This is a genomic window from Caulobacter sp. ALps2 (genome assembly GCF_058681635.1).
The window spans coordinates 4,416,943-4,436,443 of sequence record NZ_CM178743.1 but is presented as its reverse complement, the minus strand read 5'-3'; the positions used below and the strand labels follow the sequence as shown (position 1 = coordinate 4,436,443).

Annotated in this window: 14 protein-coding genes; 11 read left to right on the top strand and 3 right to left on the bottom strand. The window is 68.3% G+C overall.

Translation table 11 applies throughout. From position 1 onward, the window contains the following. Positions 1-72 precede the first annotated feature (72 nt). The 3 genes from ACW173_RS20890 (at position 73) to ACW173_RS20880 (ending at position 2,311) form a co-directional block, all read left to right on the top strand. On the top strand, positions 73-609 hold the full coding sequence (locus ACW173_RS20890; RefSeq protein WP_492081982.1) for an RNA polymerase sigma factor: 537 nt from the start codon (positions 73-75) through the stop codon (positions 607-609). After that, on the top strand, positions 606-1,622 hold the full coding sequence (locus ACW173_RS20885; protein WP_492081981.1) for a FecR family protein: 1,017 nt from the start codon (positions 606-608) through the stop codon (positions 1,620-1,622). Before ACW173_RS20890 ends, ACW173_RS20885 begins: the two co-directional genes overlap by 4 nt. Before the next feature lie 77 nt (positions 1,623-1,699). Next, the gene (locus ACW173_RS20880) at positions 1,700-2,311 is read left to right on the top strand and encodes a hydrolase (RefSeq protein WP_492081980.1); all 612 of its coding nucleotides are present in this window, start codon (positions 1,700-1,702) and stop codon (positions 2,309-2,311) included. Positions 2,312-2,357: 46 nt separating this feature from the next. Here ACW173_RS20880 and ACW173_RS20875 read toward each other — a convergent pair whose 3' ends face one another. From ACW173_RS20875 to ACW173_RS20865, 3 genes are all read right to left on the bottom strand, one after another. Then, on the bottom strand, positions 2,358-2,834 hold the full coding sequence (locus ACW173_RS20875) for a cupin domain-containing protein (RefSeq protein WP_492081979.1): 477 nt from the start codon (positions 2,832-2,834) through the stop codon (positions 2,358-2,360). Next, complete coding sequence (locus tag ACW173_RS20870; protein WP_492081978.1) at positions 2,831-3,751, bottom strand: alpha/beta fold hydrolase; 921 nt, start codon at positions 3,749-3,751, stop codon at positions 2,831-2,833. The genes ACW173_RS20875 and ACW173_RS20870 overlap by 4 nt, the downstream gene beginning before the upstream one ends. Before the next feature lie 91 nt (positions 3,752-3,842). Next, positions 3,843-6,920, bottom strand: coding sequence for a TonB-dependent receptor (locus tag ACW173_RS20865; RefSeq protein WP_492081977.1), 3,078 nt, complete (start codon positions 6,918-6,920; stop codon positions 3,843-3,845). A 158-nt stretch (positions 6,921-7,078) separates the two neighbouring features. On the opposite strand from ACW173_RS20865, the gene ACW173_RS20860 reads away from it, so the two are divergent. The 8 genes from ACW173_RS20860 to ACW173_RS20825 all read left to right on the top strand — a co-directional run bounded on the left by ACW173_RS20860 (position 7,079) and on the right by ACW173_RS20825 (position 19,471). Continuing rightward, on the top strand, positions 7,079-7,660 hold the full coding sequence (locus ACW173_RS20860) for an RNA polymerase sigma factor (RefSeq protein WP_492081976.1): 582 nt from the start codon (positions 7,079-7,081) through the stop codon (positions 7,658-7,660). Next, positions 7,624-8,583 (top strand): FecR family protein, encoded by a 960-nt coding sequence (locus ACW173_RS20855; RefSeq protein WP_492081975.1) that lies wholly within the window; start codon positions 7,624-7,626, stop codon positions 8,581-8,583. Before ACW173_RS20860 ends, ACW173_RS20855 begins: the two co-directional genes overlap by 37 nt. Before the next feature lie 73 nt (positions 8,584-8,656). Then, entirely contained in the window at positions 8,657-11,461 is a 2,805-nt protein-coding gene (locus ACW173_RS20850) for a TonB-dependent receptor (RefSeq protein WP_492081974.1), read from the top strand. An 85-nt stretch (positions 11,462-11,546) separates the two neighbouring features. Then, a complete protein-coding gene (locus tag ACW173_RS20845; protein ID WP_492081973.1) occupies positions 11,547-13,010 on the top strand; it encodes a CehA/McbA family metallohydrolase in 1,464 nt (487 codons plus the stop codon). Between the two features lie 157 nt (positions 13,011-13,167). Beyond that, entirely contained in the window at positions 13,168-15,852 is a 2,685-nt protein-coding gene (locus ACW173_RS20840; RefSeq protein ID WP_492081972.1) for a TonB-dependent receptor, read from the top strand. 106 nt (positions 15,853-15,958) lie between these two features. Next, a complete protein-coding gene (locus tag ACW173_RS20835) occupies positions 15,959-16,489 on the top strand; it encodes an RNA polymerase sigma factor (protein ID WP_492081971.1) in 531 nt (176 codons plus the stop codon). 4 nt (positions 16,490-16,493) lie between these two features. Next, entirely contained in the window at positions 16,494-17,477 is a 984-nt protein-coding gene (locus ACW173_RS20830; RefSeq protein ID WP_492081970.1) for a FecR family protein, read from the top strand. 110 nt (positions 17,478-17,587) lie between these two features. Beyond that, positions 17,588-19,471, top strand: coding sequence for a hypothetical protein (locus ACW173_RS20825; RefSeq protein WP_492081969.1), 1,884 nt, complete (start codon positions 17,588-17,590; stop codon positions 19,469-19,471). The last annotated feature ends 30 nt before the right edge of the window (positions 19,472-19,501 follow it).

The window sequence follows — 19,501 nt, the reverse complement described above, 5'->3', positions numbered from 1 at the left end:
CTCGAAAGCCAGCATCCGTTGGCCGTTGGACAGGCGGCGGAGTCTCTGATGGGAATGGCGCGAGAGGGGCTCATGGTCGACGCTTCCGACGCCTCCAATGCAGCCGCGCGGGCGGACGCCTTCGCCCGACAGGCGGCGGCGATGCGCGGACCCCTGGCCGCCTACTTCCGTCGCCGGGTTCGCAACGCCGGCGAGGTCGAGGACCTGGTGCAGGAGGTCTTCCTGCGTCTGACCGTGCGGGGCACGCCCGACAACACCGACCACGCCAGCGCCTACATCTTCCAGACCGCGGCCAGCGTGCTGGCCGATCGTTATCGCCGCCGCACGGTCCGGCATGCGGACGAGCATGTGGCGCTGGATCCGGACCTTCGCGGCGAACAGGATTTCGACCCCGCGCGCATCTATGCCGGCAAGCAGGCCTTGAATGCCGCCGCGGCCGCTTTGATGACCATGCCCGAACGCACGCGCACGATCTTCCTGCTGCGCCGGATCGACGGCCTTCGTCATCAGGCGATCGCTGCCCGGCTGGGCTTGTCGGTGAGCGCGGTGGAAAAACACATGGTCCGCGCCATCGAGCACCTGATGGCCCATGCGGGAGGCGCCCGATGAGCCGCGCCGCCCTGACCCCGGCCCAGGTCGCCGCCCAATGGCTGGCCCGCGAGGACCTCGACCAGTCGCCCCAGCGCGAGCAGTTCGCGGCCTGGCTGGACGAAAGCCAGGAGAACCGCGACGCCTGGAACCAGGCGCGTCAAATGTGGACGATCTTCGACGACGCCGACGACAGCGACCTGATCGCCGCCATGGCGAGGGCGGCCCGGCAGGCCGGAGCCGAGCCCGTCTCCAAGCCCTGGTGGCCGCGCCTGATCGCGGCGTCGATCGTCGTCGCGGCCGTGTCGGCGACACTGCTTCTGGGCGCCCAGCAAGGCTGGTTTGGTCGCGCGGCCAAGCCGGTTCAGGTCGCCGAAGCGCCGTCCCTGGCCGCCGTCGGTCGTCCGGACTACGTCACCGGCAAGGGCCAGAAATCCATCGTCGACCTGCCGGACGGCACGCGGGTCACGCTGGACGCTAGCAGCGCGATGGACGTGGCCTTCGCGAGCGGCCGGCGCGATGTACGCCTGCTGAATGGCCGGGCGTTCTTCGACGTCGCTCACGATCGCGTCCATCCTTTCGCCGTGCGGGCGGGCGGGCGCGTGGTCACCGCCCTGGGCACCCAGTTCGACGTGCGGCTGACCCAGAACGCCGTACAGGTGGTGCTGGCCGAGGGCAGCGTGTCGGTGGCTTCCGGCGCCGCGGTGGTCCGGCTCGCGCCGGGCGAGGCTTTCACGGCCAAGGCCGGAGCGGCCGGCAAGGTAACTTCGGCCAATGTGGACGAGGCCTTGGCCTGGAAGCAGGGCGTGGTCGAGTTTCGCGATCAGCCGCTGTCCGAGGCGGTCGCCCTGCTGAACCGCTACACGCGGGCCCGGATCGTCATTCGCGATCCCAAGGTCGCGGCGCTGCGGATCACGGGGGTCTTCAAGACCGGCGACGCCAGGCGGTTCGGCCGCTCGGTGTCCGAAGTCCTGCCGGTGCGGATGATCGCGCGCGACGCCGACACCTACGAGCTGGTCTCGACCCGGCGCTGAGGACTTCCGGGAGGCCTGCGTTCCCCCTTAGTGGGCGTCGCAGGTCGTCGCTCGAAACCCTTGAGCGAGAACCGAAAATGACTTCGCCCCCGAGCATCCGCGACCCGCTGGCCGACCACCTGCTGACGCCTCAGAACGCCGCCTTGCTGATCATCGATTTTCAGCCTGTCCAGGTCTCGTCCATCGTCACGATGGAAAAGCGCCTGCTGATCGCCAACGTCACCAACCTGGCCAAGACGGCCAAGCTGTACGGCCTGCCGGTGGTGCTCACCACGGTGAACGTGGCCACGGGCCTCAACACCCCGACCATCACGCCGATCACCAACGTCCTGCCAGACGCCAAGCCGATCGACCGCACCGCCATCAATGCCTGGGAGGACGAGGACTTCGTCGCCGCCGTGAAGGCCACCGGCCGCAAGAAACTGATCATGGTCGCGCTGTGGACCGAGGTCTGCCTGGCGTTCCCGGCCCTGGACGCCCTGGCCGAAGGCTATGACGTCTTCGCGGTGGTGGACGCGGTGGGCGGCACCTCGGAGTTGGCGCACCGCGCCGGCATCGACCGCGTCGTCCAGGCGGGCGGCAAGCCGGTCAGCTGGATCCAGGTGGCGTGCGAGCTGCAGCGCGACTGGAACCGCAAGGCGACCGCCGAGGGCTTCGCCGACATCGTCCTGCGCGCGGTCGGTCACTGAGGCGGCGAAGGGGAGCAGGGCGGTCCGCCTTGCTCCCCACGCTTGATCAAGGCTTGGGCGTGTCGCCGGCCTCGACATAGTCGGTGCTGGTCGGGCCGAAACCGGAGATGTAGACGACCGCGCCTTCCGGCCCGGTCATGGCGAAGTGCTCGACCCCGGCCGGTTCGCTGTAGAAACTGCCTGGCGGGAGGACCTTGACCAGGGTCTCGTCCGCTCCGCGCCCGTAGCCGAAGCGCCAGACGCCGCCGACCACGATGGCGGTGCGATCGTCGCGGTGGGCATGGGCGGCGATGCGGGTGCTCGGCGGAACCTTCAGCGCGATGGTGTAGGGACCGGCCTTGGTCGGGTCGCCATAGAGCACCGTCGTGCGGATGCCCGCCACACCAGAGGTTCCGGCCGTGGCGCCGCCCTGGGTCAGGCCTTGGATTTCCGGCGGGGTCAGACGTACCTGGCGTTCCTGGGCCGAGGCCGTACCGGCGATCAGCAGGAGCGCCGCGCTGACGATGACGAGACGGCGGCTCACGGTTTGGCGTCCAGGAAGTCGCGCACCAGGGCCACGGTGGCCTTGGGGTTTTCTTCCATGATCCAGTGGCCGGAGTCGGGCACGACGCCTTCGGTGACGTCGCTGGCGGCAAAGCGCATCACGGTCGCCATCATCGGGCCGAACGACTTCTCGCCGCCCAGGGCCAGCACCGGCATGGCCAGCTTGCCCCGCGCCATGAAGGCCTTGTTGTCGATGGCGTCCTGGTCGAAGGCGGCGAATTGCGAGAAGCCGCCATGCATGGCGCCGGGCTGGGCGTAGAGCTTGGCGTAGTGCTGGCGCGAGGCTTCGGTGAAGCGGGCCGGGGTGGCCGAGAACTCGTTCCAGAAGCGGTCCAGATAGATGCGCTCGCGGCCGGCGACCAGACGCTCCATGTCGGGGCCGCCGAACCGGAAGTGCCACAGCAGCGGGTTCTTGAGGATCTCTTCCCACGGCCCGACGCCGGGCAGGGGCGCGTCGATCAGCACGAAGCGGCGGACGCTGTCGCGATGCTCGGCGGCGAAGGCGTAGCCGACCATGTTGCCGATGTCGTGGGTGACCAGATCGACCTTGGTGATCTTCAGCGAGGCCAGCACGCCCGCCACGTCACCGGCTTGGGTCTTCTTGTCGTAGCCGCCGGACGCGGGCTTGGACGACAGGCCAAGACCTCGAAGGTCGGGCACGATCACGGTGTGGTCCTTGGCGAGATCGGCGGCCAGCGGCTCCCACATGTCGCCGGTCTCGCCATAGCCGTGCAGCAGCACGACGGCCGGGTCGGAACCGCCGACGCGGACGTGGATCGTGACGCCGTTGGTGGCGATCTCCTGGGTCTTGAACCCGGCGGGGAAGGGTTTGACCTGGGCCAGGGCCGGGGTTGAAAGAAATAGGGCCGCCAAGGCGACGGGGATGAACTTAAGCACCTGCTGTCCTCCGGAAAGCTGGCGTTCGGTCGAACGCCTTCACCAGGGTGAACGCAGGTTTTCGCGGAACCCTCACCGGGGGGCGCGAGGCCTAGAAATGGCCGGAGAGGCTGAGCTCGAAACGCCGCCTGCGCGGGTCGCTACGATAGTCGTAGCCCATGTTGTTGGCGTCGGCGACGATGGGCGGTGTGGTGTCCAGCAGGTTCTGCACGGCGAAACGGACGTCCAGCGACCGCAGCGCATGGCCATCCGCGAAATCAAACCGGCGGCGGGCGGTCAGGTCCAGATAGATCCGCGACGGGATGTATTTCCGTGCCTGGCTGTAGGCCGCGCCTTGGGCGCGGACCGTGCTGTACGGGGAATACAGCGGGAGTGAGCGCCCCATGTACTGGGCGTTCAGATCCATCAGCAGCGGGCCGCGCGTCCATTGGACGCCCGCATTGCCGCGCCATTCCAGCGGGCCATCTCGGAAGCCGACGCGGTCCAGCCACGGCAGTTCCGGTCGGCGCCGGGTCCGCAAGGTCGGCTGCCAGGTGGCCGCGCCGTAGAACCGGGTCTCGCCATCCATGACCGGCGGCAGCGCCCAGTCGAGCTGCAAGTCCACTGTCTCGGCGACGGTGCGACCGACATTCGCTAGCCCGCTGTAGACGACGATTATCCGGCCGGCGGTATAGCCCTGGGCGGCGTCAGCGGCGGACAGGGGCTCGCGTACGACGCGGTTGGGATAGCGTTCCTCGGCGTCGATCACCTGCTGGGGATTGAGGGCGGAGAGGCCGATCTCGTCATGGATCTCGACCCGGGATGCGTCGATGGATAGGCGCGGGCCGCCGCGGCCCGAAGGGTTGAGCACGACGCCGACCGATTGCGTCACGCCCTTTTCCTGGCCGATGTCGTGCCATCCGCTGCGGCCCAACCGATAGGGGCCGTCGGCCAGGAGGTTTCGCCCGCCGCGTTTGGGATCCGTATAGGGACTGCCGAGCGGGTTCGTGTTCAGGATGGTGATTTCCTGAAGGTGCGTCATGTCCGGCGGCGATTGGCCCGTCGCGGCGCTGGCCCGCAGCATCAACCAGTCGGTCGGAAACGCGCGGGCGCCGACGGTGAACACATCCGCCTGGTGGCGGACGGTGGCGCGGACATAGCTGGTGACGCCGGTCAGGAGCGTGTCGGGAAAGGTCGTCCTGACCTCGTCTCGCCGCACCGCCAACTGAAGCTCCAGGCCACGCGCGGGCGCGAACCGGGAGTCGCGGGACAAAAGGGGCGCTCGAAGCTCGAGGTATCCGGACGTCACGCGCTGAACCCGGTCGGGTGTCGGCGTCCTGCTCGGTCCGCCTTCGCCCGAGCCCGCGAGCACCGTTTCGGGCATCCGCTCGCGCCGAATCTCTCCCAGCACGGTCGCCGTGAGCGGACCGCCAGGAAGGGTGACCACCGGGCCGGCCGCGCGCACGGTCCCGTTGCTGAAACGCGTGGTCAGTCGGCTATGCTCGCGAGATGGGACGGCATAGGCCATGGCCGCCGACTGCAGGCCCGCATAGTCGCCCAATGGAGTGACGGGCGCCTGGCCGCGCGCACCGACGAAGCCGTCCCAGAAAGCATTGCCGATGTTGGAGGCGATGACCATTCCCTCGCGCCGGTACTCCAGCAGCGAATGGCCGACCGTATAGTCCGCGGACGCCTGCCACCGCCCGGGTAGGGTGGCGATCAGGCCGCCGGTGAGGCGGCGGACGTCGACCTCGACCGACTTTCGGTCCGTCAGGCCGGGGAGGGGGAAATAGAAGTAGACCGAGTTGGCGAACAGGTTTTCGGCCGCGTTGGCATGGGTCACGCTGCGCTGTTCCAGATACCTCGGCGAGGTCGCCCGCGCCTCGTCGTGCAGGTCGAGCCCGTCGACGAATGCCTCGAGCCGGTCGTTGATCCGGCGGCGGGCATTGAACAGGATGGAATAGGTCTTAGGCGTGGAGATCAGCGATGTGTCGCCGTCGGCTGGGTCGGTCGGCAGGCGTCCGGCGTTGGCGACCAGGACCGCTGCTTTCTCCTGGTCGGTTCCCTGGAAGTCGAGCGGCAGGAACGTGTAGCTGCTGTTGAGCACCGTTCCGCCATAGGCGGCGTCCAGTTTGAGCGGCTCGCCCAGACTGCTGCGAACGGTGATCGCGTTGACCGGCCTGCGCTGCAGCAGAAACTGGCCCGGATCGTTCTGGGCCTGCCATTCAAGCGAACGGCGGGCATAGTCGCGCTGACCCACGGTGAGCGGCCGCGCGGCCGAATATGACGCGGCCAGCATCACGTCCGTGCGTCCGTGGTCGGGCGTGAAGCCAAGGTGCGCCTCGATGCGTCCGCGACCGGCATCGCCGCGGCTGGAGACACCGGAGACCATGGTCAGGTCCGCGCCGCGATAGCCGCGCTTCAGCACGACATTGACGACCCCGCCGATGGCGGTGGGGCCGTGGATGCCGCCGGCCGTGGCGGTCAGGGTCTCGATCCGCTCGATCGCGCCCAGCGGAATGGCGTTGATGTCGCTCTGTTCCAGCCCGGCCACGCGCGATGGCAGGCTGGGCAAGCGTCGGCCGTCGACCAGGACCAGGGTCCGTTGCGGACCCACGCCGCGCAGGTCGATCGCCGAATTGGGCGCGCCGGTGTAGGGCACGTTCTGGCTGGGCGAGATCACCTGGCCGTTGGCGGGCAGGCGCTCGCGCAGGTGCTGATCGATGTTGTCCTGCGCCGCGACGGCGAGGTCGCGCGGTCCGATCACTCGGTATGGCTGGATGTCGTTCTCGGTGCGCCGGATGTCGGCGTTCTGGGTGCGGCGACCCAGGACCAGCACCTCGGAGATCGCGCCGTCGCCCGGATCGGCGATCTCGCGCTTGGGCAGTTCGAACAGTACGAAGACGCCGTCGGACGTGATCCGATGGCCGACGCCAGACCCGATCAGCAGTTGGGCGACGGCCTGCTCGGCGCTCAGCCGTCCCTTGACCCCGGGAGTCCGTCGTCCCCTGACCAGATCCGCCGAATAAAGGATGTCGACACCGTTTTCGCGGGCCAGCTCGGTCAGGGCGTCCTGCAAGGGACCGGCGCGGACATGGACGAGGGTAGGGGCCGCCTGGGCGGTCGCCGCCGTGGCCAGCAGCACGCCGACGCAGGTCCAGAGCCGAAATCCGGGTCGGTGTGGATGCATACCTTCCCCCAAAGGCTGGACCACCAGAACGCGGTTATCTATCGCCGTCCAGCAAGCGGCGCGAGTCTCTTCCGGGACGATCGTCAGCAAACTGACACGTCCGCTCGTTAGTGCAGCGCTTCAAGGAGTCGGCGAGGTCGCCGACGGGACAGGGCGCCATGGCCTGGCTACGTGAGATCGACAAGTGGTTCGCCGAGGCGGTGCTGCCGTCCGCGCCGGTCTATCGCGCCTATGCCCGCAAGCTGACCGGCGACGCGGTCGAGGCCGAGGACCTGGTTCAGGAGGCCTATGCCAAGGTGCTGGCCGTCCCGGACTGGCGACGGCTGGAGCAGCCCGAGCGCTTCGTCCTGACCATCATCCGCAACCTGGCCTTCGAGCGATTCCGCCGGGCCAAGGTGGTGGGCATTCGCCAGATCGGGGTGCTGGAGATGGAAGCCCTGCCAGACCCGGCGCCGGACGCCCACGCCGTGACCAGCGCCCGCGAGGAGCTGCTGAGGGTGCTGGAGGCGGTCGACCGCCTGCCCGAACAGTGTCGGCGTGTGGTCACCTTGCGAAAAATGGAGGGACTTTCGCCGGGCCAGATAGCGGTTCGGTTGAACTTGTCCATCTCTACGGTTGAGAAGCATCTGGCCAAGGGGCTGATGCTCTTGACCAAGTCCCTGGCGGCGAGTGAAGGCCGCAGGATCGGGAGTAAAGCGGGTACATGGCGAAAACGGGCGATCAAGACAGAGACGCGCTGATCGCCCAGGCTTCGGAATGGCTGGCGCGTCTGGACGCGGGCCGTGCCGACCCCGCCGAGTTCGAGGCCTGGCGCGACGCCGATCCGCGCCGCGCCGCCGCCTTCGCCGAGGTCGCCGCCGCTTGGAGCAGGCTGGACGCCTTGCGCGACGCCGAACCGCGCGCCCATCGATCCGGGCGGCTGGCGATGACCCGTCGCGCCTGGCTGGGCGGGGGCATGGCGCTCGCGGCCGGCCTTGCCGGCGCGGCCTATCTCGGCCGAGAACAGCTGCTGCGCGCTCGCACGGTCACCGGCGTTGGCGAGCGTCGCACCCTAGCCTTGCCCGACGGCAGTTCGGTCGAGCTGAACACCGATACCGAGTTGCTTTGGCGCTTCGATCAAAAGCACCGCCGCCTTTGGCTGCGGCGTGGAGAAGTGGCCCTGACCGTCGCCCAGGACGTCCTGCGGCCGTTCGAGTTGTTCACTCAGCAGGGCCTGGCGAGGTTGACGCCTGGCCAGTTCAATGCGCGCCTGCGGCCGGCGGGTCTGGACCTGATCGTCCTGGCCGGCCGCGCGGCGATCGTAACGGCCGCCGGACAGGCCCAGGCGGTGGTGGAAACCGCCACCGACGCGCGCCAGACCCTGGCCGTCACCGCCGCCGGGGTGGCCGTGGCCGCCGCGCCCGAGGCCGAGGTCCAGGCGGTGCAGGCCTGGCGTCGTGGTGAAATCGTTTTCGAAGGTCAGAGACTGTCCGAGGCGGTCGAGGAATATAACCGCTACCTGGTTCGCAAGCTGGTCATTGAAGACGCCAAGGTCGGCGCCATGCGTCTGGGCGGCCGTTTCCTGACCGACAATCCCGAAACCTTCCTGGAAGCCCTGCGCACGACCTTCGGTCTACGGATCATCGAAGATGGTCCGTCACGAATTCTTCTCAAATCTCGATAGAGGTTTCTCGCGCCCCTTTCATCTTCCGGAGCGAGACGCCGATTTCCGGCGACGACAAGAGGGGCGAAAAACAATGACCAAGACTTGGACGCCGCGCATCGGCGCTCTGCTTCTGGCCACGACGGCGCTGGTCGCCGTCGTTCCGGCCGCCGCTCAGGCTCAGGCCGCCGCGCGGGTGGAGTTCAACATCCCGGCCGGCGACACGGCCCAGGCCCTGAACGCCTTCTCGCGCCAGGCCGGCGTGCAGATCCTGTTCCCCTACGAGGTGGCCGCCCAGCACCGCACGACCGGCTTGCAAGGCGCGTTCGGCCGCGAGGACGCGGTCCGCAAGCTGATCGACGGCAGCGAGCTGGAGATCGCCTCCGCCAACGCTCAGGTCATCACCCTGCGCCAGCGGGGCGCCGGCCCTTTGGCCGCCGGCTCGGCCGCCGCTGATGTGTCGACGGTCGAGGAACTGATCGTCACCTCTCGCGCCGGCTCGGACGCCCGCACCCGTTTGGCGACCAGCTACGCCGTCACCACGATGAACGAAGAGGCGCTGCGCCTGCGTTCGCCGATGGGCGTGGCCGACGCGCTGAAGTCGGTGCCCGGCTTCTGGGTCGAGGCTTCGGGCGGCGAGGCCAGCGCCAACATCCGCGCCCGCGGCATCCCGCAGGAAGGCTTTTCAGCCATCGCCCTCCAGGAAGACGGCGCGCCGATCCAGCACGACGGCGGCCTGGGCTACCTGAACGCCGACCAGTCGTTCCGCCTGGACGAGACCATCGACCGCATCGAGGTGGTGCGCGGCGGCCCGTCCTCGATCTTCGCCTCCTACGCCCCGGGCGGCACGGTGAATTTCATCACCCGCAAGGGCGATGTTCGCGAAGGCATCGTCAAGATTCAGGGCAGCGACTACGGCCTCAAGCGCGTCGACGCCTATTATGGCGGTCCGGTCGGTGATTGGCGCATGGGTGTCGGCGGCTTCTGGCGCGACGACAAGGGCATCCGCGACCCGGGCTTCACGGCCAACAAGGGCTACCAGGTCCGCGCCTCGATCGGCCGTGACTTCGAGCGCGGCAGCTTCGACTTCAACATCAAGCATCTGGACGACAACGTCATCCTGTTCGCCGGCGTGCCGCTGAAGTTCAACGCCGAGGGCGAGCCGAGCGCCGCCCCGGGGTTCGACCCGCTGACCGGCACGCTGTCTGGCCCGGAGACCAACAAGCTGACCCTGCGTGGGCCGAAGGGGCCGTTCGACTGGGACCTGTCGCGCGGCACCGAGGTCAAGCTGACCCAGGCCACCGCCGAGCTGAAGTACGAGATCGCCGATGGCTGGCATCTGCAGGAGACGCTGCGCTACCGGACGTCGGAGTCCAAGCGTATCGGCCTGTTCCCGAACACGCCGGTGACCGGCGCTGCCCGCATCGCCCAGTATCGCGCGGCCCTGCTGTCCGCGACGCCGGGCGCGACCGACGTGCAGTTGCGCTACTCGACCAACCCCAACGAGGTGTTCAACACGGCCGGCGCCGGCCAGAACGGCAATGGCCTCGTGCTGGACGGTTCGCTGCGCTACGTCTCGGTGCCGCTGGACGAGCTGATCAGCGACACCCGTCTGCTGCACAAGTTCGAATTCGGCGGCCAGACCCACGATGTCGCGTTCGGCTTCTACCGCGCCCACGTCGAGGAAGCCTTCAACCGCTACTCGGCCAACACCCTGCTGGACGTGCGTGAGAACGCCCGCCGCCTGGACCTGGTGGCCGTCGACGCCTCGGGCAAGATCCTCTCCAGCCTGACCGAGAACGGCATCAGCCGCTATGGCGCCGAGTTCGCCAACGGCGACGGTAAGTCCAACACCACGGCCCTCTATCTGACCGACGAGTGGCAGGTGACGCCGGCCTTGCGCATCGACGCCGGCGTGCGCTGGGAGCGGATCGAGTTCGAAGGCCGAAGCGAGCGCACCGCCACCATCAATCTGGGCCTCTCGCCCACGCCCGCCGATGACACCGTGCTGGCCGGCTCGGGCGTCTATGACCGCCTGAACAAGAAATTCGAGCACAGCGGCTGGACGGTCGGCGCCGACTACCGGATCAACCAGCGCATGGGCCTGTTCGCCCGCTACACCTCGGCGTTCCGCCTGCCGTCGCTGGGCGACTACATCACCAACGCCAGCAACACCTCGCCGTTCATCCAGACGATGGATCTGATGGAGGGGGGCTACAAGCTGTCCACCGGCAAGCTGGACATCTACGCGACGGTGTTCCACACGGCCTATGACGCGCTGAGCTTCGGCAGCCTGGTGTTCAATCCGACCACCGGCGCCTACGTCTCCCAGACCAGCATCACCGACACCAAGACCCTGGGTCTGGAACTGGAAGGCACGCTGCGTCCGGTTTCGTGGTTCGACCTGGGCTTCAGCGCCACGATCCAGGATCCCGAGTTCGGCGACTACAAGTTCGAGGAAGCCTGCACGGTCGCGGCCAGCGACCCGACCTGCCAGGTCAAGCCGCCGGCCGGAACCGCCAGCCGCACCCGCGACTTCACGGGCAAGCAGCTGATCCGCGTGCCGAAGACGGCCTTCCGCCTGACGCCGGGCCTCAACCTGATGGACCGCCGCCTGCGTGTCGAGAGCAGCATCGAGCGCTACGGCGATCGCTTCTCGGACGCGGCCAACACCTCGAAGCTGTCGGCCTACACGCTGGTCGGCGCCACGGTGCGGTTCAACGTCACCGACCAGCTGTCGATCTATGCCTACGGCACGAACCTGACCAATGAGCTGGGCCTGACCGAGGGCAACCCCCGCGCTGGCCAGATCATCAGCGGCGAGGCCGGAGCCCTGTACGGCATCGGCCGGCCGGAGTTCGGCCGAGCCTTCAAGGCGGCGCTTCTCTACAAGTTCTAGGGCGCCTGCCTGACTTCATTCCCCACTTCCCCTGAACTTGGGGCGGCCGCAGCCTCGGCCGCCCATTCTTTTTTGGACCTTGCCCATGCTTCGCTGGCTCGCCCTCGTCCTGCTGTTGATCGCGTCACCGGCCTTGGCCCAGGAGGCGGGCAAGCCCGACCTCGTCCTGACCGGCGAGATCACCGGAGCCGACCACCAGACGTACAAGCCCGTAACCTTCGAGGTCCCGGCCGGGGTCATGCGCCTGTCGGTGGCCTTCGAATACACGGGCCGCGAGAACAAGACCGTGGTGGACCTGGGCCTGTTGGATCCTGTTCGCTTCCGGGGCTGGAGCGGCGGCAACAAGAGGGCTTTCTTCGTCTCGACCGAGGCGGCGACGGCTAGCTACCTGCCTGGGCCGCTGCCGGCCGGGCAATGGACCCTGCTGCTGGGCGTGCCCAACGCGCGGCCGAACTCCAAGGCGACCTACGAGGCCAAGGTCTGGTTCCAGCGCGACCCCGCGCCGCTGCCGGCGACCTTGCCCAAGGCGGCGACGCCGGGCTGGTATCGCGGCGACCTGCACATGCACACCGCCCACAGCGATGGCGGCTGCACGACGGGCGAGGCGCCGCGCGCGCCGTGTCCGGTCTATCGCACCGTGCTGGCCGCCCAGGCCGCCAGCCTCGACTTCATCGCCGTCACCGACCACAACACCACCAGTCAGGCGCAGGCGCTGGCCGAGCTGCAGCCGTCGTTCCCCGGCCTGCTTCTGATGACTGGCCGCGAGGTCACGACCTTCCAGGGTCACGCCAACGTCTTCGGACCCGCGGCCTTCATCGATTTCCGCCTGGGCTCCAGGACCGTGCCGACGATCAAGAGCCTGCAACAGGCGGTGAAGGCCGCCGGCGGCGTGTTCTCGATCAACCACCCGGCCGTGCCGTCGGGCGAGATCTGCATGGGCTGCGGCTGGACCGCCAAGGACACCGACTTCGACGCCGTCCAGGCCATCGAGGTCGCCAACGGCGGTAACGAGAAAGCGTTGGGCGGCTTCGAGGGCGTCCTGTCGGGCGTGCCCTTCTGGGAGGCCCAGCTGAACCAGGGCCGCCGGATCACCGCCATCGGCGGCAGCGACAACCACGACGCCGGCATCCCGCACGACAAACCCTCGGCCGTCGGTCGTCCGGCCACGGTGATCCAAGCCGCGGGGCTGTCGACCGAAGCGCTGCTGGGAGGGTTGAAGGCGGGCAGGGTGTTCATCGACCTGGACGGGACCCGCGATCGGATGCTGGACCTGTCGGCCAGCGTCGGCGAGCGCCGCGCAGTGATGGGCGAGACCTTGGCGGCCAAGCCTGGAGAGGCCGTGACCTTCGTCGTTACGATCGCCGGCGCCGATCTTGCGGGCCTTGAGATACGGCGCGACGGCGCCAAGGTCGCCGCCGCCGTGTCGGCCAATGGCCGTTTCACGCTCGACATGGGGCCGGGCGCCAGCTGGGTGCGGGTCAATGTCCGCGACGCTAGCGGCCGGTTGCTGCTGATCGGCAATCCCGTCTATCTGACGGTCGCGCGCTGAGGAGCGAACCTCGCCGAGCCAGCATTGTCCGCTTGGCCGTCGTGCAAATCGCGGCATTTTGCCTAAAGATCGGATCGCGAGGCGCGTCGTAGGGGAAAGGAGTCGTCCAGATGGACGGCGCCGCACAGCGGCCGAAGAGTCGCGCAGGGAGGTGAAGATGGATCGGCGCGCTGCTCGCGCTCGTCGCCGCAGGCGTGTCGGAGCGCTGCTGAGTCTCGCCCTGCTGGCGCCCATCAGCGCCATGGCCGCCAACGCCGTCGCGACCTTCGATCAGGACGCTTCCAGTCTCAACATGGCGCTGCAGCGCCTGGGTCAGGCGACAGGTGAGCAACTGCTGTACGCGCCGGAACTGATCGCCGACCAGCGCGCCCCGGCCCTGCGCGGGCGGATGAGCGTGGATCGCGCCCTGGATCTTCTGCTGGCGCGCACCGATCTGGCGTTCCGCCGCACCCCATCGGACGTGATCGTCATCTATCGGATCAAGCCCGGCGCCCGCCCATCGCGCGACCCTCCGTCCGCGCGGATGGCGCGGGAGGTCGAGCCAGTGATCGGCCTGGAGGCGGTGGTCGTCACCTCGGGCAAACGACTGGAGACCCTGGGGCGCTCCGACGCCTCGGTGCAGGCCCTGTCCAGTCGGATGATGGATCGCGCGGGCGTGCGCGACTTCGACGACCTGACCCGGCTGGCCCCGACGCTGACGATCTCCAAGACCACCCAGCCCGGCAACAACAGCATCAATATCCGGGGCGTGGGCACCTACTCATACTCGATTGGCGCCGAGCCCAGCGTGGTTGTGGTCGTCGACGACGTGCCGCAGGCTTTCCAGGCCATCGCCTTCACCGCCTTGGCCGACGTGGAGCAGGTCGAGGTCCTGCGCGGGCCGCAAAGCACCCTGTTCGGCAAGTCGGCGTCGGCTGGCGTCATCTACATCACGACCCGGCCGGCCAGCGACGTCTTCTCCGCCCACGTCGAGACGATGTTGACCGACGATCATGAGCGGCGCTTGCAGGCGGTGGTGACCGGGCCACTGTCCGGCGACCTGAAGTTCCGGCTCTCGGCCGCTTACGGGCGTTATCGCGGCAACGTGTTCAATTTGGCGACTGGGCAATGGCTGAACGGCCAGTCGGACTTCAACCTGCGTGGCAAGCTGGTCTGGACGCCGGGCGACAATTGGACGATCGCGGTCTCGCCCTATCTGACCCGGACACTGTCCTCGTGCTGTGTCGGCGCCGATACCTATGTCTCGCCACAGGCGACGATGGGCCGGGCCGAGATGCCGCGTGAGACCATTCTGCGGGGCATCGTCCCCGGGCCGAACAACCGCGTGGCCCGCTACGACATCAACGCGCGCGGCAACGCCACTGACAAGGGCGTCAACATCCGAGCGGTCGGCGCGGTGGGTTCCTGGCGGCTGACGGCGATCTCGGCCCTCGACCGCTATTATCTTTATGATCGCCAGGACACCGACGCCACGGACCTCGACTTCAGCCTCCAGGTTCCGCGGGCGCCGCGCGGTGGTTCGGCCAATGGCGGCTATTTCCGGGTCCGCGCCGAGAGTCAGGAGCTGCGTCTGAACAGTCCCATTGGCGGACGCTGGGACTATGTCGGCGGCGTCTATGTCGGCCAGACGCGGGCCCAGCGCTATTTCGTGCGCGGTTCCAACAGTCTGGGCGACTACAACGGCCTGCCGTCGCTGCCAACCACCAACAGCACGTCCTATTCGCGCTATCGCGCCCGGACCTTCAGCCGGACCTTCGCGGTGTTCGGCCAGGGCGCCTACGCCGTGAACGACCGGATCTCGATCCTGTCGGGCGCCCGGATCAGCCACGAGAAGATCGGCTACCGTTTTGACGACCTGGGCAACGGCGTCGTCTATGGCGCCCCGTCGTGCTCGCGCGCCTCGCCCACCGTTCCGATCGAGACTTGCCACGGCGACACCGCGTTGAGCGGCCGCATTGGATTGCAGGGCAAGCTGACGCCGGGTGTCACGGCCTATGCCGTCTATTCGACGGGGTACAAGGGGCGGGCCTACGACCTGACCAGCAGCCTGACCACGCGCACGCGGTTGACCTCGGGACCGTTCGCCGGACAGCCGGTGGCCGACGCCATCGCGGCCCAGCAGCCGGTCGCTTCCGAGACGGTCGAGAACCATGAGATCGGCCTGCGGGCGGTCTCGCCCGATCGGAATCTCAGCTGGAACCTGACGACCTACCGGGAAGGGTTCTCGGGCTTCCAGGTGCAGAGCCGCGACGACGCCACCGGTTTCAACGTGCTGAACAGCGTCGGCAGCGTGCGCGCCGAAGGCGTGGAGAGTGAGTTCAGCGCCCGCCTGACCTCGCGCTTCACCGTGGCGGGGGCAGGGGCTTACAGCCGGGCGGTGATGGGCGATTTTGACAGCGCCGCCTGCTATTTTGGCCAGACGGCGGCGCAGGGCTGTGTGGGCGGTCGCCAGAACCTCTCGGGCAAGACGCTGTTCAACGCGCCGCGCTGGTCGCTGAACCTCAACGCCTACTACCAGCGGCCGCTGGGCGCGGACCGCCGGCTGGAGGTCAATGCGGGCTATCGTTGGCGCTCGCGCGTGTACTACAGCCTGCTGCAGGATCCGGCCTCGATCGAGCCGGCCTATGGCGTGCTGGACGCCTCGGTCATGCTGGGCGGCGAGGGCTGGCGGCTGACCGGCTTCGTCGACAATCTGTTGGACCGGCGCTTCGCGGTGACACGCGGACGGGACGTGCAGTGGAACCTCCTGGGCGCCGACGGCAAGCCTGCCTTCGCCACTCACTGGAAGCCGGCCCGCGACAGCGGCCGCCACCTGGGCGTCCGCCTGGCGGTGAACTACTGAGAATGAGCACGCGTGCGATATTCTCGTTGAGGATCGGCGCGGCGGGCGCGTCGGAACCCCATGGACGCGACGTAGATCCACGCGCCAGGGAGGACTTGTCATAGGCATGGCCGCGCAGCCAAAACTCGATCCGCGCGAGCAGGCCTTCCTCCAGCGCCTGTCGGAGGCCTATCGCGGGCCGCTGACGGCGTATTTCGAGCGCCGGGTGTATTCGCGGGACGAGGCCGAGGACCTGACGCAGGAGGTGTTCCTGCGGCTGGTGCGGCGGCCGGACGGGGCGGACATCGACAATCCCGAGGCCTTCGTCTTCCGGACCGCGGTCAACCTGCTCCGCGACCGATCCCGGCGCCAGAAGACGTATCGAAGCCACCTGAGCGAGACCGAGCTTCGCCAAGATCGCTTTGAGGGTATTTCGCCCGAGCGCGTCTTAAGTGACAGGCAGGCGTTGGAGGCGGCGATGCGGCGCCTGGACCAACTGGATGAGCGGACCCGTGACGCCTTCATTCTGCACCGGCTGGAGGGATGGAAACACGCCGAGATCGCCCGGGCTTTCGGCGTTTCCGTCAGCTCGGTCGAGAAGTACATCATCAAGGCCCTGGCGCATCTGATGCGCGAGGCCGGTCCGTTTCAGAGCTGAGCCGTTGTCGAACCCGCTTCACCAGTCCCTGATCGACGAGAGCGCCGCCGGCTGGGCCGCGCGACGGCTGGGCGGTGGCGTGTCCGACGAGGCCGGCTTCGCGCGCTGGCTGGAGCAGGATCCGGCCCATGCCGAGGCCTATGATCGCGCCCAGGCCGTCTGGCGGTTGATGGGCGATGCGGCCGGGACCGACGACCTGCTGGCGGTTCGCCGCGAGGCGCTGTCGCGCGCCCGCGCCGGGCGTGGACGCCGTCCGGACTTCGACCGCCGCCTGATCGCCGCCGGCCTGGTCGCCGCCGTCGCCGCGCCGGCGGGCGGCCTGTGGTGGCTGCGCCATCGCGGCGGACAGGACGAGCTGATCCAGACGGCCCTGGGCGAGCAGCGCACCCTGACCCTGTCCGACGGCAGCCGCGTCACCCTGGACGCCCTCAGCGTCATGCGAGTCCGCTACACGGCCTCGCTGCGCTCGATCGACCTGGTCGGCGGGCGCGCCTATTTCGAAGTGGCGCACGACGCGAGCCGCCCGCTGCGGGTGCGGGCCGGGCCGCGCACGGTCACGGCCGTGGGTACGGCCTTCTCGGTCCGCCGCGAGCCGCGCGAGACCACCGTCGTGCTGGCCGAGGGCAAGGTCGCCGTCAGCAATCACGAGAGCGCCGCGACCCTGGCGATGATGACTGCTGGACAGTCGATGCAGATGGTCGACGGCGTGCGTCCTGGCGAGCCCTTGAAGGTCGATCTGGACCGCGCCCTGGCGTGGCGGCGCGGGCAGGTGGTGTTCGACGACGTGGCCCTGGTCGACGCCGCGGCCGAGATGAACCGTTACTCGACCCTGCAAGTCGTTGTCGCCGATGCCCGGCTGCGATCCTTGCGGATCAGCGGCACATTCAATACCGGCGAAAGCCGAGCTTTCGTCGAGGCGGTGCAGCTCTATTTCCCCGTGCGCGCCCAGACCAGCGCCACGACGGTCGAGCTGCGCGCCGCGCCCTAGGATAGCGCTGGCGGCGAAAAACTTTCGAATTCGATTGAGGAGGTCGCCGACGGGCGCGTCGGAACGGTCAAGAGCAAGGTCGGAATGACCGCTCGGGGAGGACCGTAGACTTGTACCTGACACCGGTTACCAGCGTAGCGCGCGGCGTTTCGATTTCGGCCCTGATCCTGCTGGGCCCGATCCTGCTGGGTAGGGGCGGCGTCGCCCAGGCGGCCGAAGCTCCGGTCAGCGCCATTCCGGCATACGACGCCACGGTCCGCGACCGCATCCAGCCCCAGACCGAGCAGCTGCTGATCAAGCTGGTCAAGGATGGCCGCAAGCTGGAGCTGGACGGTCAGCCGGTGTTCAACGGCAGCGACAAGTTCCTGCCAGGCAAGATCGCCCTGGGCCTCGTCGACTTTTTGGTCACCCTGCCAGACGACGACCCGCGCCTGCCAACCTACCTGGCCGACTTCCGCAAGATCGCCAAGCTGACGGCCGACGACGCCAACGACAGCTGGGGCGCCTACTACTACCTGTCGGCGCTGAACAAGCTGCGCGAGGCGGGCCGCCTGAAGGACGCCGTCGACCCGCTGACCCTGGCCAAGCTGCGCGTGCGGCTGGACTGGCGGATGTTTGTCGACGTCGACACCTACGCGCTGATCGACCACCCCAACAACTACTACTGCGTGGCCTTCGCCATCGCCCGACTGCGCACCCGCATGGGCTGGGACGACGGCGCGCCGGCCGAGAAATTGTACGCCAAGATCGCCGAGCACTACGACCTCTACTCGGGCCAGTACGGCTTCGCCGACGAGACCGACGGGGAAGGGCGGTTCGACCGCTACAGCGTCCTGCTGGCCGGTGAGATCGCCCAGCGCTTCATCGAGACCGGCGGCAAGCCGCCCCCGCAAGTTCTAACCTGGTTGCGCAAGTCGGCCGACGTGATGCTGATGCGCCTGGACGCCGAAGGCCGGGGCTTTGAGTACGGCCGCAGCATCGGTCCCTACGGCGAGACGGCCATCGTCGAGACCCTGACGGCCGCGGCGGTGCTGGACCTGCTGACGCCGCGGGAAAAGGACCTGGCCTATGCCTATTCCGCTCGCGCCGCCCAGCGCTACGTCGAGTTCTGGCAGGACGCCAAGACCGGTTCGGTGAACCTGTGGGACGGCGGCCGGCGCACCGACGACTATCGCGGTAAGTTCAGGATCCTGGGCGAGAACCTCTCGCTGGCCCACCAGTATGCCTATACCAGCGCCCACTGGACCCGCATGGGCTATGGCGGCAAGGCGCCCGCCAGCGACTGGGCCAAGGGGCTGTCGACCCTGCCGCGCCGGCAGGTCACCTGGTTCCAGCGCGGCGACTACGACCGCCTGCTGGTCTCGGTCCGCGACGGCGCGCGGCTGGTCAGCCTGCCGGTGATCAACGGCGGCGAAAGCCAGCACATGCACAACCCGTATTTCCCGATCCCGTTCTCGCCGGGGATGCTGGAGGCCTCGCCCGACGGCGTCGCGCCGTTCCTTACCCCCCGCCTGACCCTGGAAGACGGCTCGGTCCTGATGCCGCTCGCCTATTTCAAGGACGTCAAGGTCGAGGCCAAGGGCGCCAAGACCAGGGTGTCCTGGCGCCAGGACGCGCTGGACAAGATGGGCCAGCGCGCCCCCGTCGCCGACAGGCGCGTCTCGGTCGTGACGACCTATGTCCTCGAGCCGGGCGGCATCACCCGCACCGACGTCTTCACTCCGACCCCCGGCGTCAAGGTCAAGGACGTCGAGCTGCAGTTCGGCTCGTTCTCCAGCGGTGCGAAGCAGGCCGGGACGACCACCGCCTTCGCCGATGGAGCGGTGCGCCGCTTCGCGGTCCAGGGGCTGAAATCCTGCCAGTCAGGGCCAACCGGTCAGGACAAGGAATATCGATCCGCGACGGGCGCCATGACGACCAAGGTCGTCTGCCATGGCGCGCCGACGGACCCAGCGACGCCGTTCAAGATCACCTGGCGCCTGGACTACCGCTGAGGGGAAGGCCTTGGCGAAAACAACCAAAAA